The sequence below is a fragment of the Variovorax sp. MHTC-1 genome (genome assembly GCF_003984645.1).
GTDB lineage: Bacteria > Pseudomonadota > Gammaproteobacteria > Burkholderiales > Burkholderiaceae_C > Variovorax.
The window spans coordinates 191,836-207,623 of the sequence record NZ_RWKI01000009.1; the positions used below are offsets into that span (position 1 = coordinate 191,836).

At 66.0% G+C, this 15,788-nt stretch carries 19 protein-coding genes and 1 pseudogene; 18 read left to right on the plus strand and 2 right to left on the minus strand.

Going from position 1 to position 15,788, the window contains the following annotated elements:
• The first annotated feature begins 22 nt into the window (after positions 1–22).
• Complete coding sequence (locus tag EJI01_RS17355; protein WP_126838381.1) at positions 23–1,336, plus strand: hemolysin family protein; 1,314 nt, start codon at positions 23–25, stop codon at positions 1,334–1,336.
• A 42-nt stretch (positions 1,337–1,378) separates the two neighbouring features.
• Here EJI01_RS17355 and EJI01_RS17360 read toward each other — a convergent pair whose 3' ends face one another.
• Positions 1,379–1,867, minus strand: a complete 489-nt coding sequence (locus EJI01_RS17360) for a thermonuclease family protein (RefSeq protein ID WP_126838382.1) — start codon at positions 1,865–1,867, stop codon at positions 1,379–1,381.
• Between the two features lie 175 nt (positions 1,868–2,042).
• On the opposite strand from EJI01_RS17360, the gene EJI01_RS17365 reads away from it, so the two are divergent.
• The 4 genes and pseudogenes from EJI01_RS17365 to EJI01_RS17380 all read left to right on the plus strand — a co-directional run bounded on the left by EJI01_RS17365 (position 2,043) and on the right by EJI01_RS17380 (position 7,154).
• Positions 2,043–2,705, plus strand: a complete 663-nt coding sequence (locus EJI01_RS17365) for a hypothetical protein (protein ID WP_126838383.1) — start codon at positions 2,043–2,045, stop codon at positions 2,703–2,705.
• A gap of 330 nt (positions 2,706–3,035) precedes the next feature.
• Positions 3,036–3,170 (plus strand): annotated as a pseudogene (locus EJI01_RS17370) (taurine ABC transporter permease); the annotation flags it as partial.
• Between the two features lie 41 nt (positions 3,171–3,211).
• Positions 3,212–4,186, plus strand: coding sequence for a hypothetical protein (locus EJI01_RS17375; RefSeq protein ID WP_126838384.1), 975 nt, complete (start codon positions 3,212–3,214; stop codon positions 4,184–4,186).
• A gap of 73 nt (positions 4,187–4,259) precedes the next feature.
• Positions 4,260–7,154 carry an adenosylcobalamin-dependent ribonucleoside-diphosphate reductase gene (locus tag EJI01_RS17380; protein WP_126838385.1) on the plus strand — a complete coding sequence of 965 codons (2,895 nt, stop codon included), beginning with the start codon at positions 4,260–4,262 and terminating at the stop codon, positions 7,152–7,154.
• A gap of 6 nt (positions 7,155–7,160) precedes the next feature.
• On the opposite strand, the gene EJI01_RS17385 is transcribed toward EJI01_RS17380, so the two are convergent.
• A complete protein-coding gene (locus EJI01_RS17385) occupies positions 7,161–7,865 on the minus strand; it encodes a glutathione S-transferase N-terminal domain-containing protein (protein WP_126838386.1) in 705 nt (234 codons plus the stop codon).
• 65 nt (positions 7,866–7,930) lie between these two features.
• On the opposite strand from EJI01_RS17385, the gene EJI01_RS17390 reads away from it, so the two are divergent.
• The 13 genes from EJI01_RS17390 to EJI01_RS17445 all read left to right on the plus strand — a co-directional run bounded on the left by EJI01_RS17390 (position 7,931) and on the right by EJI01_RS17445 (position 15,776).
• Complete coding sequence (locus EJI01_RS17390) at positions 7,931–8,332, plus strand: hypothetical protein (RefSeq protein WP_185878949.1); 402 nt, start codon at positions 7,931–7,933, stop codon at positions 8,330–8,332.
• A gap of 276 nt (positions 8,333–8,608) precedes the next feature.
• The gene (locus EJI01_RS17395; RefSeq protein WP_260602497.1) at positions 8,609–9,409 is read left to right on the plus strand and encodes a lanthionine synthetase C family protein; all 801 of its coding nucleotides are present in this window, start codon (positions 8,609–8,611) and stop codon (positions 9,407–9,409) included.
• Positions 9,410–9,417: 8 nt separating this feature from the next.
• The gene (locus EJI01_RS17400; protein WP_409513962.1) at positions 9,418–10,200 is read left to right on the plus strand and encodes a class II aldolase/adducin family protein; all 783 of its coding nucleotides are present in this window, start codon (positions 9,418–9,420) and stop codon (positions 10,198–10,200) included.
• A gap of 30 nt (positions 10,201–10,230) precedes the next feature.
• Complete coding sequence (locus EJI01_RS17405) at positions 10,231–10,434, plus strand: 4-oxalocrotonate tautomerase (RefSeq protein ID WP_126838390.1); 204 nt, start codon at positions 10,231–10,233, stop codon at positions 10,432–10,434.
• A gap of 60 nt (positions 10,435–10,494) precedes the next feature.
• On the plus strand, positions 10,495–10,797 hold the full coding sequence (locus EJI01_RS17410) for an MBL fold metallo-hydrolase (protein ID WP_221885685.1): 303 nt from the start codon (positions 10,495–10,497) through the stop codon (positions 10,795–10,797).
• Positions 10,776–10,919: a hypothetical protein gene (locus EJI01_RS28800; protein WP_185878950.1), complete on the plus strand. Its 144-nt coding sequence runs from the start codon at positions 10,776–10,778 to the stop codon at positions 10,917–10,919. Before EJI01_RS17410 ends, EJI01_RS28800 begins: the two co-directional genes overlap by 22 nt.
• A gap of 218 nt (positions 10,920–11,137) precedes the next feature.
• On the plus strand, positions 11,138–11,353 hold the full coding sequence (locus EJI01_RS17415; RefSeq protein WP_126838392.1) for a hypothetical protein: 216 nt from the start codon (positions 11,138–11,140) through the stop codon (positions 11,351–11,353).
• A 476-nt stretch (positions 11,354–11,829) separates the two neighbouring features.
• Positions 11,830–12,414 carry a prepilin peptidase gene (locus tag EJI01_RS17420; protein WP_126838393.1) on the plus strand — a complete coding sequence of 195 codons (585 nt, stop codon included), beginning with the start codon at positions 11,830–11,832 and terminating at the stop codon, positions 12,412–12,414.
• Positions 12,415–12,452: 38 nt separating this feature from the next.
• The gene (gene cpaB / locus EJI01_RS17425; RefSeq protein ID WP_126838394.1) at positions 12,453–13,304 is read left to right on the plus strand and encodes a Flp pilus assembly protein CpaB; all 852 of its coding nucleotides are present in this window, start codon (positions 12,453–12,455) and stop codon (positions 13,302–13,304) included.
• Positions 13,305–13,330: 26 nt separating this feature from the next.
• Complete coding sequence (locus EJI01_RS17430; RefSeq protein WP_260602493.1) at positions 13,331–14,827, plus strand: type II and III secretion system protein family protein; 1,497 nt, start codon at positions 13,331–13,333, stop codon at positions 14,825–14,827.
• Positions 14,828–14,848: 21 nt separating this feature from the next.
• Entirely contained in the window at positions 14,849–15,118 is a 270-nt protein-coding gene (locus tag EJI01_RS17435) for a hypothetical protein (protein ID WP_126838396.1), read from the plus strand.
• A gap of 119 nt (positions 15,119–15,237) precedes the next feature.
• Complete coding sequence (locus tag EJI01_RS17440; protein WP_126838397.1) at positions 15,238–15,447, plus strand: Flp family type IVb pilin; 210 nt, start codon at positions 15,238–15,240, stop codon at positions 15,445–15,447.
• Positions 15,448–15,599: 152 nt separating this feature from the next.
• Positions 15,600–15,776, plus strand: coding sequence for a Flp family type IVb pilin (locus EJI01_RS17445; protein WP_126838398.1), 177 nt, complete (start codon positions 15,600–15,602; stop codon positions 15,774–15,776).
• Positions 15,777–15,788: the final 12 nt, after the last annotated feature.

Below are 15,788 nucleotides of genomic sequence, written 5' to 3' on the forward strand. Positions count from 1 at the left end.
TTCCCCATTCTCTCCCGCATACATGGATGTTTTTCTGCTGGCCTTGCTGACCACGCTCAACGCGTTGTTCGCAATGTCCGAAATGGCCCTTTCCACCAGTCGCCGGGCGCGGCTCGCGGCGCTGGCCGAGGCGGGGGATAAGGGGGCAGCGGCTGCGCTCAAGCTGATGGAGGATCCGACGCAGTTTCTCTCCAGCGTGCAGATCGGCATCACTTCGATCGGCATGTTGAGCGGCATCGTCGGCGAGGCGGCTTTCGCCGCGCCGCTCGCGCACTGGATGCAGGGGCTGGGTTTGGGCGCGGGCGGGGCCAGCTTCATGTCGACGGCCGTCGTGGTGACCTGCATCACCTTCTTCACGATCGTTTTCGGCGAACTGGTGCCCAAGCGCATCGGCCAGCTCTACCCCGAGCCGGTGGCGCGCTACGTGGCGCAGCCGATGCGCGCGCTGGCCACCGCCGCCAAGCCCTTCGTGCTCCTGCTGGCGGGCGCCACGGCCACCACGCTCAAGCTGCTGCGCATCGATTCGAGCGCGGCCCGCATGATGACGGAGGAGGAGATTTCGGCCAGCCTGGAGGAGGGCGTCGATGCCGGCGTGATCGAGATGCACGAGCATCAGATGGTGCGCAACGTGTTCCACCTCGACGATCGCCGGCTGAGCTCGCTGATGGTTCCGCGTGCCGATATCGAATGGCTGGAGGCCTCCTTCACGGTCGCGCAGAGCCTGCAGAAGGTGTCGGCTGCGAGCGCGCTCAACCTGGTGCATTCCTGGTATCCGGTGTGCCGCACATCGCTGGACGATGTAGTGGGCGTGATCAGCGTGGCGCACCTGTTGACGTTGAGCCCGACGCACGAGGGCGCCATCGAGTCGGTGGTGCAGCCCGCGGTGTTCGTGCCCGAGACGCTCACCGGCATGGAGCTGCTGGAGCAGTTCCGCACGCGCGCCGGCCGGCTGGTGTTCGTGGTCGATGAATGGGGCGTGGTGCAGGGCCTCATGACGCCGCGCGACCTGCTGGAGGCGATCACCGGCGAGCTGCAGACCGCCACCCAGTCCGATGCCTGGGCGCATGAGCGGCCCGACGGCGTGTGGGAGCTCGACGGCCTGATGCCGGTGTCCGAACTGCGCGCGCGGCTCGGCATTCGCGAGTTGCCCGAAGAGGAGCGCGGGCGCTACAACACCTTGGCGGGTTTGCTGATCTTCGTCTCCGGCCATCTTCCCGAGCTCGGCGAGCGCATCGATTGTGAGGACTGGAAATTCGAGATCACTGCGATCGACGGCAGGCGCATCGACCGCGTGCTGGCGCGTCCGCTCGGCGCGGCCGCGCACGGCACGAGCTGATCGCCGGCGGTGGCGGGCGAAAGCCTTCCGCCGAGCCGCGTTTCACCGGGGATACGGATGTGCCGGCCGCCATTGCCAGGGCGGCACAGGGCGGCGTTCGGCCCACAGGCCCACGCGCCTTGCCTTGGCCTCCCGTTCGGCGAAGCTGTATCGGCCGCGCTCGGCCTGGCTCTGCTCGGAGGCATGGGTGCGCGACCACCATGCCATGCCGACGGTGAGCATGGCGAGACCCACATCGAGCGTCTTCGGGCAGCGGGCGTCGGTGCAGGATGCGGGCGCCACCCACACCTCGCAGACGCGACGGCCGTAGCGATCGGTCTGGCCGCAGTCCAGCCGTGCGGTCTTGCGGTAGGCGATATCGGCGAGCGCACGCTTGGCGCTGCGGCCGAAGGGCTGGCCGAGCTCAGGTGCATCGACGGCATGCAGCCGCACGGTGAGCCGGCGGTAGGCGCCGGGCTCGCCGCAGCGAAGCTTGAGAGTGTCGCCGTCGCTGACGGCGACAACGAGGCAGAGGAGGGCAGCAGAAAGCATGGAGGCAAACCGCGCGATGCTAACGCGACTGGAATCGGCCTCGCACGCCGGTCGGCTTGTGGCTTCAAAGCCCCGAATGGCAAGGTTTGCATGCGAATTCCTCAAAGTCGCTTTGGAAAGTAACTATTTGTGTGATTCAATCGACCCCCGGAGTGAGGACCAGTCGAGGGATTTCATGAAGAAACTGCTGAGCATCGTGTGCGCGACAGCCTTGGTCTGCGGATGCGCAACCCGGCCCCAGGAGGGCCCGGGGTCGGGTTCCGGCGCGGACTACGTGCCCATGGTGGCGCCGTCTGCGGTCGAGAGTTCGGTCTACGACCAGGACGTGGCCAAGTGCCGTGCGAACGCGAAGAACGTGCCCTTCAACGCCAGCCAGCACGACGATGCGCTGGTCGTGGTCGACGGGGGCGTGATCGGCATCGGCATCCTGCAAGGATGGTCGACGCTCGCCGGGGGCGTGGTGATCGGCGGACTGGTCGGCTTCAACCACTGGGTCTACACGCCCGAGCGCCGCGCCTGGAAGACCAAGCAGGAGACCGTGATGGCCAACTGCATGGCGCAGAAGGGCTACATCAACACCGATCCGAGCGTGCGCGTCACCTGGGTGCCGCCGTCGCTGCGGGCGGCGGAAAGCATCCGGCCGACGGGCCGGGACACCTACAACGCGGAACAGCTTGCCAAGGCGCAGCGCTGCAACGCCACGCCGCTGGCGACGCTGGTGGAGAAGGGGCCCGGATTCGAGCGCCACACCGTGGCCTGCACCAACGGCCAGGTCATGGCAGTGCGCTGCGAGTTCGGCCAGTGCCGGGTGAGCCAGATGACGGCGCTGCGCAGCTGAGCCCAACGCAAGCCTGCAACGCCTCGGCGGTGGGTGCTTGCGCGGGGATGATCCGCTTGAGGGCATGTCGCGGCCGTTCTGGTGCCAGGTGGCGGCGGCCGCCGCTTCATTGTTCGCCGGCTTGACAAAGGTCCCCGCCGCGCCAGGAATTCATGAAGCGCCTTTTTCCTTGAGAGCGCGCGCCGAACTTATCCCGAGGTTCCTGCGCGCGCGGGCTACTTCTCGTCGCGCAGCCATATCACTTGCAGAGCACAGACTGGCCCATGCGCCGGAATGGCGCGAAGGCTGGCGACTCGACCAGCCCCAGCACGTTGGGGAAGGCACCGGCGACTCAACGCATCGAACTTCCTGCACACCGACATCGTGATCATGGGCATCATCGTGATCGGCGTGGTGGCCTATCTGTTCGACCTGCTGATGCGCTGGCTCGAGCGCCGGCTGGTACCGTGGAAGGGGCGCATGTAGCGGGCAGAAATTCGGCTGCCCTGGAAGCGAGGGCTGGAAGAATGACGGTTCGACGATTCGATGTCTGCAACGGCGATGCCGACGGCCTGTGCGCCGCCGTGCAATGGCGGCTGCACGAGCGCGCGCCCGCAGCGCTGCTGACCGGCCTGAAGCGCGAGATTGCGCTCGTCGCGCGCGTGCAGGCGAAGGCCGGCGACGAGATCGCCGTCTTCGACTTGTCGATGCGGCCCAACCGCGACGCGCTGCAGCGCCTGCTCGACGCCGGCGTGCGCGTGCGCTATTTCGACCATCACGTGGTGGAGGACATGCCCGTGCACGCGCTGCTCGAGTCGCACGTCGACACCGCCAGCGACGTCTGCACCAGCCTGCTCGTCGATCGCCTCCTCGGCGGTGCCTTCCGGCCCTGGGCGCTAGTGGGAATCTACGGCGACAACCTGGCCGAGGTCGCCGACCGGCTGGCGCTCGATTCGAATGTCGACGCCGGCGATTGCGCGCTGCTGCGGCGGCTCGGGGAAGCGATCAACTACAACGCCTACGGCGACGAGGAGCGCGATGTGCTCATCGCGCCGCGCGAGCTGCACGCGATCATGCTGCGCTACCACGACCCGCGCGACATGCTGGCCTACGAGGCCGTGGTCGACGAGATCAACGTACAGCGCCACAGCGATCTGCAGCAGGCGCTTGCCGTTGCCCCTTTCTGGGAAGACGCGGGCGCGAGCGTGCGCGTGCTGCCCGATGCGCCCTGGAGCCGGCGCGTGCTCGGCTGCATCGCCAACGAGCTCGCCAACGCCGAGCCGCAGCGTGCCCACGCGGTGCTCAAACGGCAGGGCAAGGGCTATGCCGTGAGCGTGCGCGCGCCGCTGGCCTCGCCGGCGGGTGCCCATGCGCTGTGCAGCCTCTTCGGCGGCGGCGGGCGGGCGCGGGCGGCCGGCATCGACGGGCTCGCGCACGAGGAACTGGAGCGCTTCGTCAGCGCCTTCGCGTGCGCTCGCTGGGGTTTGGCACCCGGCACCTGATGCGCATCGAGCGGCTCGACACGGCGGCCGCTTGTTTTCTGACGGAAGATGCAGGACGCATCAGGAGCGAACCATGGAACCTCAGACCTCGACCAGTTCGATCAGCGCGCCCGCGCTGCCGCTGCAGGCGATCAGCGAGGAAGTACTGCTCGAGAAGTACGCCAAGGGCAGTGAGCGCAGCATCGACGACGTTCGCCGTCGCGTGGCGCGTGCGCTGGCGCAGGCCGAGGCGCCCGAGGGGCGCGCGCAGTGGGAGGCGCGCTTCCTGCAGGCCTTGCAGGACGGCTTCGTGCCCGCGGGGCGCATCAACTCGGCGGCCGGCACGGCGCTGTCCGCCACGCTGATCAACTGCTTCGTGCAGCCGGTCGGCGACTCGATCGCGCAGGAAGACGAAGGCCACCCGGGCATCTACACCGCGCTTACCGAGGCCGCCGAGACCATGCGCCGCGGCGGCGGCGTCGGCTACGACTTCTCGCGCATCCGGCCGCGCGGCGCCTGGGTCGGCAGCACGCAGTCGAGCGCCTCGGGGCCGGTGTCGTACATGCGCGTGTTCGACCGTTCCTGCGAGACGGTGGAGTCGGCCGGCGCGCGCCGCGGGGCGCAGATGGGCGTGCTGCGCTGCGACCATCCGGACATCGACGAGTTCGTGCATGCCAAGGACCAGGGCGACCTGGCGAACTTCAACATCTCGGTGGGACTGACCGATGCCTTCATGCAGGCCGTGCAGGACGACCGGCCGGTCGAGCTGGTGCACCGCGCGGCGCCGGGCCCGCGGCAGAAGGCCGGCGGCGCCTACCAGCGCGACGACGGCCTGTGGGTCTACCGCACACTGCCGGCGCGCGCGCTGTGGGAACAGATCATGCGCTCGACCTACGACCATGCCGAGCCGGGCGTGCTGTTCCTCGACCGCATCAATGCCGACAACAACCTCTCGTACTGCGAAACCATCGCCGCCACCAACCCCTGCGGCGAGCAGCCGCTGCCGCCCTACGGCTGCTGCTGCCTCGGCTCGATCGACCTGACGCGCTTCGTGCGCGATCCCTTCGAGCCCGCCGCGCGCTTCGACGAGGAGGCCTTCGCACGGCTGGCCCGCATGGCGGTGCGCATGCTCGACAACGTGCTGGACATCAGCGTCTGGCCGCTCGAGCGCCAGCGCGAGGAAGCGTTCCGCAAGCGTCGCATCGGCCTCGGCTTCACCGGCCTGGGCGATGCGCTGGTGATGCTGAACCTGCGCTACGACGGCGCCGCCGCGCGCGCCGCGGCGCGCCGCATCGCCGAAGTGCTGCGCGATGCAGCCTACGAAGCGTCCGCGGACCTCGCGGCCGAGCGCGGCGCCTTCCCGCTCTTCAACGCCGATCTCTACCTGCGCCGCGGCACCTTCGCCTCGCGCCTGCCGGCGCCGCTGAAGGAGCGCATCCGCGCTGTGGGCCTGCGCAATTCGCACCTGCTCTCCATCGCGCCCACCGGCACCATCAGCCTGGCCTTTGCCGACAACGCGAGCAACGGCGTCGAGCCGGCGTTCTCGTGGGCCTACACGCGCCGCAAGCGCAGCGCCGAGGGCACCTTCGAGGAACACGTGGTCGAAGACCATGCCTGGCGGCTGTACCGGCATCTAAAAGGCGAGCAGGCGCCGCTCACCGAGGCCTTCGTCACCGCGTTGCAGATGAGCGCGCAGGCGCACGAGGAGATGGTCGCGGCGGTGGCGCCATACGTCGATACCGGCATCTCCAAGACCGTCAACGTGCCGGCCGACTATCCGTACGCGGATTTCCAGGACCTGTACCTGCGGGCCTGGAAGTCCGGCCTGAAGGGCCTGGCGACCTACCGGCCCAACGCGGTGCTCGGTGCGGTGCTCAGCGTCGACCCCGCCGCCGCGAAGATGCAGGATGCGCCGGCGGCGCTCGAGGCCCCGCACCTGAACCAGCGCCTCGCGCTCGAACGCATGCCGCGGCCGGTGCTGGCCTCGCTGCGCTGGCCCGGGCGCCCGGAGCTGTCCGGCGGCAATGCGGCCTGGACCTACATGGTCCGGCATCCCTTCGGCGAATTCGCGCTCTTCATCGGCGAGCTGCCCGAGGACGGCAAGCCCGCACCCTTCGAGGTGTGGATCAACGGCGCCGAACAACCCCGCGGGCTCGGCGCGCTGGCCAAGACCTTGTCGATGGACCTGCGCGCCAAGGACGCGGCCTGGGTGCGGCTGAAGCTCGATGCGATGGCCACCGTGCAGGAAGAGCGCGCCTTCGAGATGCCCTTTCCGCCGCATGGCGAGATGCGCCGCTTTCCCGGCGTCGTGGCCGCCACCGCCGCCGTGATCCGCTGGCGCTGCGAGCAGCTCGGGCTGTGGGCGGAGGGCGACTCCGCACCGACGCCGGTGATCGACGCGATGTTCAGCCGCGAGGAGCCGCAGACCGGCCCGAACGGAACGCTCGCCTGGTCGGTGGACGTGCACAACCCGGCCAGCGGCGAAGCCTTCGCGCTGACGCTCAAGGAAGTGCTGGTGCCGGACGGGCAGGGCGGCACGGTCACCCGGCCCTGCGCGCTGGGGCTTTCGGGCAACTGCCCGCGCGCGATGGACGGGCTCGCGCGCGTGCTCTCGCTCGACATGCGCGTGCTCGACCCGGCATGGATCGGCATGAAGCTGCGCAAGCTCCTGAACTACGCCGAGCCGCTGGGCCACTTCATGGCCTTCGTGCCGGGCTTGCCGCACGGCCAGCAGCGGCAGCAGACCTGGCCCTCGACGGTGGCCTACCTGGCGCGGCTGATCATTCACCGCTACGCGATGCTCGGCGTGCTGGACGAAGAGGGCTATCCGCTGCAGGAGATGGGCATCCTGCAGCCGCCGGCGTCCACGCTCACGCAGGCCGAGCAGATGGCCGGCGCGCGCTGCCCGGAATGCGGCAACGCGACGATGATTCAGAGGGATGGCTGCGACTTCTGCACCGCTTGCGGCCACATCGGCAGCTGCGGCTAGCCCGGTTCAATCCCGCTGGGGGATTCCCAGACCCCGCGCGACGGCCGGCCGCGCCAGGAACGCTTCCAGCGCCCGCGTGACCTGCGGGAAGTTCCGGATCTCGACCAGATCCGCCGCTTCGTAGAAGCCGATCAGGTTGCGCACCCACGGGAAGGTGGCGATGTCGGCGATGGTGTAGGCATCGCCCATGATCCAGCTGCGGCCCGCGAGCCGTCCATCGAGCACGCCGAGCAGGCGCTTGGCCTCCTCGACGTAGCGGTCGCGCGGGCGCTTGTCCTCGTAGTCCTTGCCGGCGAACTTGTTGAAGAAGCCGAGCTGGCCGAACATCGGGCCGACGCCGCCCATCTGGAACATCAGCCACTGGATGGTTTCCCAGCGGCCGGCCGCGTCCGTCGGCATGAGCTGGCCGGTCTTGTCCGCGAGGTAGAGCAGGATCGCGCCCGATTCGAACATGGGCAGCGGCTTGCCGCCGGGGCCGTCGGGATCGAGGATGGCCGGGATCTTGTTGTTGGGGTTGAGCGAGAGGAACTCGGGCGACATCTGGTCTTTCGTCGAGAAGTTCACCAGGTGCGGCTCGTAGGGCAGGCCCGTCTCCTCGAGCATGATCGAGACCTTGACGCCGTTGGGCGTCGGCAGCGAATAGAGCTGCAGCCGGTCGGGATGCCGCGCGGGCCATTTCTGGGTGATCGGAAAAGCCGACAGGTCGTTCATGGTGTTGTGTGTCTTCGATGCCGTGGGTGGCTGTCATTATCGTGAGCTCTCCTCATCCGCACGCCATGCTCTTCTCGACCGACCGCCATGAACCGCTGATCCCGATCGCCTGGGACGAAGCGCTGGCGCGCGAAACGATCGCGCAGATCGCGAGCGAGACGGAAGCCCGCTTTTCTCCCGAGGCACTGTGGCCGACGCACCCCAACGACAGCGCCCGGTCGGCTCCTTCCTTCATGCTCTATTGGGGCGCTTGCGGCGTGTTCTGGACGCTTCGCTGCCTGCAGGCGCGCGGCGCGTGCCGGCTGCGGGGCGACTACGCGCCCTTCGTTGATTCGCTGCTGGAGCCGAACCGCAAGGCAATGGGACACCGCGGTCCGTCGGCTTTCGGCAGCTATCTGATGGGCGACACGGGCATCCAGCTGCTGCGCTACTGGAACGAGCCGTCCGGGGAACGGCCGACGAGCTAGGGCCTGTTAACGCTATTTGCGGGGTCGCGAAGGCCTGCCAGGGCGGGCCAATCAAGGCGCGCGACGCCGTGCGTGCGTCGGCACGCACAAGGAGCGCAACGCCGAGTGGCGCGCCCTGGCAGGCCTTCCCTCCGGGTTGCCCAGCCAAGGGGCCGTCTGCGGCGTTGCCCGCGCTTGCAAGGCGTGAGCCTTGCTGCGCGCGGGCGCCTTGCATCCAGCCCCTTGGCTGGGCAACGCGATCCCCGCAAATAGCGTTAACAGGCCCTAGCCAGGCTCATCGAAGAGACGATGGACCATCCCGCACGCGAACTCATGTGGGGCGCGCCGGGCACGCTGCTCGGCGCGCTTTTTCTCCAGCAACGGACGGGCGATCCGCGGTGGACTCGGCTTTATCGGGCGACTGCACGCAAGCTCTGGTCGCAACTCGAAGCGTCGTCGGCGTTGGGCTGCCGCTACTGGACCCAGGACCTGTATGGAGGAAGGCACACCTTCCTCGACGCGGTGCACGGCTTCGTCGCGACCGCGGCGGTACTCGTCCAGGGGCGGCATCTGCTGGAAGGCGACGAATGGGCCGCGTGGCAGCAATGCATCGCAGACACCGTGCGGCAGACCGCGGAACGGGAGGGCCCGCACGCCAACTGGCGGCCGAAGCTGGACTCCGCGCCGCTCAGGGAGTCGGCCACGAAGCTCGTCCAGTTCTGCCACGGCGCGCCCGGTTTCGTCATCTGTCTCGCGGACTTCCCCGACGCATCGCTGGACGAACTGCTGGTGGCCGGCGGTGAAACGACCTGGGCCGCGGGTCCCCTGCGCAAGGGCTCCAACCTGTGCCACGGAACGGGCGGCAACGGATACGCCTTTCTCAAGCTCTACCGCCGCTTCGGCGACGCGCGATGGCTGGAGCGCGCGCGTGCATTCGCGATGCACGGCATCCGGCAGACCGAGGCCGACCCCGCGAAGTTCGGCCACCTGCGCTACTCGCTCTGGACCGGCGACCTGGGCTTCGCGATCTACCTGTGGGACTGCATCGAAGGCACCGATCGCTTCCCCACGCTCGACGTGTTCTTTGCAGGCGCGTAAGCGGCCTTGTGGCATCCTGTCATCGCATGAATCCCCCCGTCAAAGCCGGCCGGCGCCCGGCACGCACCGAGCGAGAAGTCCGCGTCGACCTTGCCGCCGCCTATCGCATGGCGGCGCAGAACGGCTGGGACGACACCGTCTACACCCACCTGTCGGCCAGCGTGCCCGGCGAGCCGGGCCACTACCTGCTGAACCCCTTCGGTGCGACCTTCGACGAGATCAGCGCATCGAGCCTGGTCAAGGTGAACGTGCGCGGCGAGGTGGTCGACGGTTCGGGCGCTCGCGTCAACCCGAGCGGCTTCGCGATCCACGGCGCGGTGCACGCGGCGCGGCCCGAAGTCGAATGCGTGATTCACCTGCACACGCCGTGGGGCGTGGCCTTGTCGATGTTGCCGAACGGCTTGCAGCCGACCTCGCAGTACGCGATGCGGCTGCACCGGCGGCTCGGCCGCCATGCCTATGAAGGGCTGGCGCTGGGCGTCGATGAACAGCAGCGCCTCGTCGCGGATCTCGGTGCGCTCGACGGCCTGATCCTCGACAACCACGGCACGCTGGTCGTGGGCCGCACCGTCGCCGAGGCCTGGATGCTCATGCACCTGCTGGAGCGCGCCGCGCAAGCGCAACTGCGTGCAATGGCGGCCACCGGCGGCGCTGTGCGCGTGGTCAGCGACGAACTCGCCGCACGCACCCATGGCGAATGGGTCGGCGACGGCAGCGAGTGGGACGGCGACGTGGAGTGGCCGGCCCTGCTGCGGCGGCTCGACCGCGCCTCGCCCGGTTATCGTGACTGATCGATTGAACGATTCATCTGGAGAACAAGCATGCCAACCATCCGCGTCGAAATGTTCGAGGGCCGCACCGTCGAGCAGAAGCGCGCGCTCGCGCAGGCCCTGACCGAAGCCACCGTGCGCACGCTGGGCGGCTCCCCCGGCGCCGTCGACATCCTGTTCTACGACATCGCGAAGCACGACTGGGCCACCGGCGGCAAGCTCTGGAGCGAGCCCGTGCCGCCGCCGGCTAGCTGAGCTGAGCCGCGCGACCATGACCAGGGCGAGCGGGTCACGGCCGAGAAGGTGGCCGAAGGGGTGTGGTTCCTGGCAGGCGGCTCGCACAACAGCGTGGCGATCGAACAGCGCGAGCACTTGGTGCTGGTCGAAGCCCCGCTCGACGAGGCGCGCACCCAGGCGGTGATCGAGCAGGCCAAGGCCCTGGCGCCGGGCAAGCCGATCCGCTTCGTGGTCAACAGCCATGCGCACTTCGACCATTCGGGCGGCGTGCGCGCCGCGGTCGCCGAAGGCGTGAGCATCGTGACGCAAGCCGCCAACGTCGCCTACTTCGAGGGTGTGCTGGCGCAGGCGAGCCGGCGGTGTCGAATGCGAACCACCTGAATCTGATCGACAACATCGAGCGGCTCCGGCTGGGGATCGATCGCGTCCTGCCGCTGCACGGTCGCGTGGTGGCGCTGCCCGAGCTCTGCACCACGGCCGGCAAGACGCCACCGGCTCGCTGAACGACGATGCTGACGCCGGACATCTGTTCGAAGGCGCTGTCAAGCGGCTCGGCCGGGTCCAGTGCAGAACCCCAGCGTGCAAAGCTTCTCGAAATGCCCGGCTTTGTAGGTAGAAAGACCCCAGACTTCGACCAAAGTCGTAGTCGCTGCGACCGAGCACTCGGCACACTCGCGCCCTTGTCTGCGGACAGCCACCCCAAATCGACAGAGGGAACGCGATGGAATCGATGCACTGGCAGTACATAGGCGCCTTGGGCGGCGTGATCGGCATCGGCTGGCTGATCGTGGTGCCGATGTACCGCGGCTGGAAACCGTTGAACAAGCGGATGAGCGACCAGGTCAGGCAAACCACGACGCTGCTGGCGGCGCTGGAGTGCGATCAGGCGGGCCGATCCGCGCGCCGCTCGTCGCCGTACTCGACGAGCATCCGCTGAGAGAGGCGTCCCGCCGCGACGCCTCTCACTCTCTCTCTCCGACAACCCACACAACTCGCCGACCGCGGCCGCGCTGGATCCCTTTGCGGACGCCGGCGGCGCAGTCACGCCTGGACGCCTGCCGCCGGCCTTGGGAATGAGTACTTTGGTAGGCGTTTTGTCATGCCAAGAGCCCCGTCAAAAGAGGTGGTCTGTCCCGCCCAGATAAGGGCGCAACGCTCATGTATACGTTTGTTTGCATCTCTACATTAGATCCAAGCCAAACGCTTGGTCGGTAATTCCGATCAAGTCTTCCAACGAAAAGCAACGCGGGAGAAATGCATGCGATTTGCGAGGCACCTGTCGCATACGTGCGCCGATCTATTGAAAGAAGAGGCAGGGGGCTCGCTCATCGAATATGCACTCGTGGGTTCTCTGGTTCTGGTTGTTTGCATGCTTTTATTGCTGGCTTGGCACAAAACTGAAGGAAATTGAACGTGCAAGAATTTCACGCGTTACTCGAACTTCTGGCCATGCTGGCAACCGACCCGCGCATTGTGGTGCTGTTCGTGCTGCTCGTCGTCGCCTCCATCAGCGATTACCGAACCTACAGAATTCCCAATTGGCTGACGTTCGGCGGCGCTGCTTTTGCGCTGGTCTACAAGACCGTGATTGCTGCGTCGCCGCCATCGGCTTTCCTGCTCGCATTCGGGGGGCTCTTCCTTGGCTTTCTGATCATGCTGCCGGCCTATGCGCTGGGTGTCATGGGCGCAGGCGATGTGAAGCTGATGGCCATGGTGGGTGCATTCCTCGGAGTCCACGAAACGCTCCAGGCCGTTCTATTCGCATTCATCGTGGGCGGAATAGCCGCGCTCGGATTTGCATTTTTCAAGGGAAAACTGGGGCGCATGCTGCACAACGCAAAAGGCGCAGTCTTCGGCATGTTGGCATCGACGTTCGCAGGCTTCAGGCCCGACGCTCGAGTTGAGGCGGGCCAATCGATCGGAAAACTCCCGTATGGCATCTGCATCAGCATCGGGACGATGGGCTATGTACTAGGTCGGCAATTGGGCTACGCATAGCCGGCGCAGATCGCAAACATCAATTGGTGGAGCACTAAATGAGAAATATCAAGGCAATGGGTCTTTTAGTTCTGGCATTGATGATCGGCCTGGCCGCTGCCGTCTATGCATCAGGCTGGGTATCGCGGCAAGGAAACATCGCCTCCAACAAGGTGGTGGTTGCCGTGGTCGATATCGAACTCGGCAGCAAGATCAATGCGCAAATGCTGTCGACTGCCGATTGGCCGAGCGGGTCCGTCCCGATGGGGGCCTTCAACGACCTCAAGGACGTGCAGGACCGTGTCGCCAAAGTCAGCGTGCTGCGCGGCGAGGCGATCCTCGAAGGAAAGCTGGCACCGGTGGGAACCAAAGGCGGCCTCTCCGCGGTCATCGCCCCCGGCAAGCGGGCCATGACGGTGCGCGTCAACGACGTGGTCGGCGTCGCCGGCTTCGCACTGCCCGGCAACTACGTCGACGTCATGGTGAACGCTCAGCAGGACAAGGCCAAGGGCGAAGAAGCAAAGCAGATCAGCAAGACCGTCCTGGAGCACGTATTGGTCCTGGCCATCGCACAGGAAGCGAGCCGCGACGACACCAAGCCCAAGGTGGTCAACGCCGTGACGCTCGAGTTGTCGCCGGAGGATTCCGAAAAGCTCGATCTCGCCCGCAGCGTCGGCACGCTGTCCCTGGTGCTGCGCAACCAGGTGGACAAGACAACCGTAGCGACCAACGGAATCACCAAGCGCCAGCTCTTTGGCGACAAGGAAATCCTGCCGGTATCGGTGGTGGCCGCTGCCCCCGCCCCTGCCGCGGCCAAGCCCAGGGCGTCCGTCAGCAAGCCCGTGGTGGCGCCCGCCATGGAATGCGTGGAAGTGATTCAGAGCTCCGGTCGAGCCCTCAATTGCTTCTGATCGAAGAACACAGAGGAGAAGTTCAAGTGCACAACAACCACAAGTCCCTGGCGCTGCTCGCGGCGCTGGCGTTGACTGGCCCCTCTTTTGCGGCCGACCCGCCCGCCGCTGCAGCCCAGCCTGCGCCGAGCGCGACCAGTTCCGGCACGAAGCGTTGCACGTCCGTGGTCCACGACGACCGCCCGACCTACGTGACCCTCGGGAAATCGACTGTCATACCGCTCGATGTGCGGGTCGCCCGCATCGTCGTGAGCGGCCAGCCGCCGACCAGAGGCCCAGCGCCGAGTGCCGCCGCGGCGGCCGCGCCTGGAGCGGCAGCCGCGCCGGCGCCTGCGCGCCCCGCGCCCGCCTCCCAAGCGAATGCAAACGACGGCGTGGCCGACATGGAAGTCATGCTGCTCAGCCCGACCGACCTGTTCTTCAGGGGCAAGGTCGCGGGATCCATGAATGTGATCCTGCAGAACGCGCAGGGCGCGTGCTTCATCAAGGACATCATCGTCACGATCGATTCGGGCGCGCTGCAGGCGAAGCTGACCGAACTGATGCCCGAGGAAAACCGAATCAAGGTGCGGGGCGCCGAAAGAGCGATCGTGCTTACCGGCGAGATCAGCGATGCGCTGAAGCTCGACGATGTGATGAGCCTGGCCACTTCCTACGGCGACGGCAAGAAGGTGGTGAACCTGCTGCGCATCACCTCGCCGCAGCAGGTGATGCTCGAAGTCAAGATCGCCGAAGTCAGCAAGACGCTGCTCGACAGGCTGGGGTCGAGCATCGCCGCGCAGAGATTCACCAATGGCGCCACCAACACCTATACGCTGATCTCCAGCTTCCTGAGCGGCGGTGGCGCATTCGCGGAAGCGCTGCGGGTCGGCAAGACGGCGATCTCGCTCGACGGCCAGAAAGACGACGGCCTGGTGCGCGTCCTGGCCGAGCCCAACATCATGGCCATCAGCGGGCAGCAGGCCAGCTTCTTGTCGGGCGGCAAGATTTACATCCCGGTCTCGCAGACCCAGAACGGCGGCATCCCTACCATCACGCTGGAAGAAAAAGAGTTCGGCATCGGCGTGAAATTCACGCCCACGGTGCTGAACGGCGGCCGGATCAATTTGAAGATGGTGTCCGAGGTCTCGGATTTGTCGCAGACCGGTTCGCCATTCACGACAGTCACCGGCGTGACCTCCGTGTTGCCCTCGCTCACGGTACGCCGGGCCGACACCACCGTGCAGCTCAATGACGGACAAAGCTTCGTCATTGCCGGCCTGATCAAGAACAACGTCACTGAAACGATCAAGCGCTTTCCGGGACTCGGCGAGGTGCCGGTGGTGGGAGCGCTCGCTCGCAGCACCGAGTTCCAGAACGACCAGACGGAACTGCTGTTCGTGATCACGCCGCGCCTGGTCAAGCCGCTGTCCGAAACGCCCAGGCTGCCCACGGAGAACCACGTCGTGCCCAGCCGCGCCGAGGTCTATTTCAACGGCGCCCTCGAAAGCTCACAACCGGCTCCTTTCCCTCCCGGTTATTGAACCCAATCAAGGAGAAACGTCATGACCAAGATTGCCATTGCACTGCTCATCGGCCTGGTAGCGGGCTGTTCATCGGTCACTCCCCATTACGACGCGCGCTTCGGCGACGCCGTGCGGGAAGCAAAAAGAAAAATGGTTATCAATCCGGACGCTGGAAAGAATTCCGACCCAGTGGGTGGGATGGACGGGAAGGCGGCCCGGGAGTCGATCATTCTTTATCAAGGCACCTACAAGGCGCCGCCTCCTGCTATCAATGTCATCAATATTGGTGGCGGCATTGCCGATAAGTAATTTAAACAATCACTAGAAATTGGAATTTTTTATGGAAAGGAGTTGGAATGGCCGAGTAAAAAGTCATCTACCAATCAAATTCGCTAGTCAATTTATTCAATCAATTCAAAGGTGTGCAAATGACCAAATTTTTTAAGGCAGCTCGCAATTCCATCGGCTCTTTTGTGAAAGATGAAGAGGGCGCCCAGATCGTCGAGTACGCGCTTATTATCGCTGTTATCTCTCTTGTGCTTATCGTCGCGCTGCGGAACTTGAATGGCGGCGACTTCACTACCTTCATTGCCGAAGTCGGGGCCTGCTTGACCAACGGCGCAACCTGCGGCCCGTGATGCACTTGTAAGTGCCGTTGGCATGGCAAGCGGTGGCGCCGCATTTTTTCTGCTGCGCCGTCGCTCGCCTAGCCGACGCATAGGTAGTGCAATCCTTCATATCCGCCGCCAGGCAGCCTCGGCATACCTTGATTTCAACAAAGGAAGTTCACATGTTGATGGTATTTTTTAAGGACGAGGAAGGCGCTCAGATCGTTGAATACGCATTGACTATCGCGGTGATATCACTCGCGCTGGTCGTCGCACTCCAGCCTCTGACCCTCGGTGCCGGCTTTGGTAGCGTGATCCAAAAAATTACCAACTGTCTGACCACGGCTTCGTGCCCGTAGTCCATTGGCGAG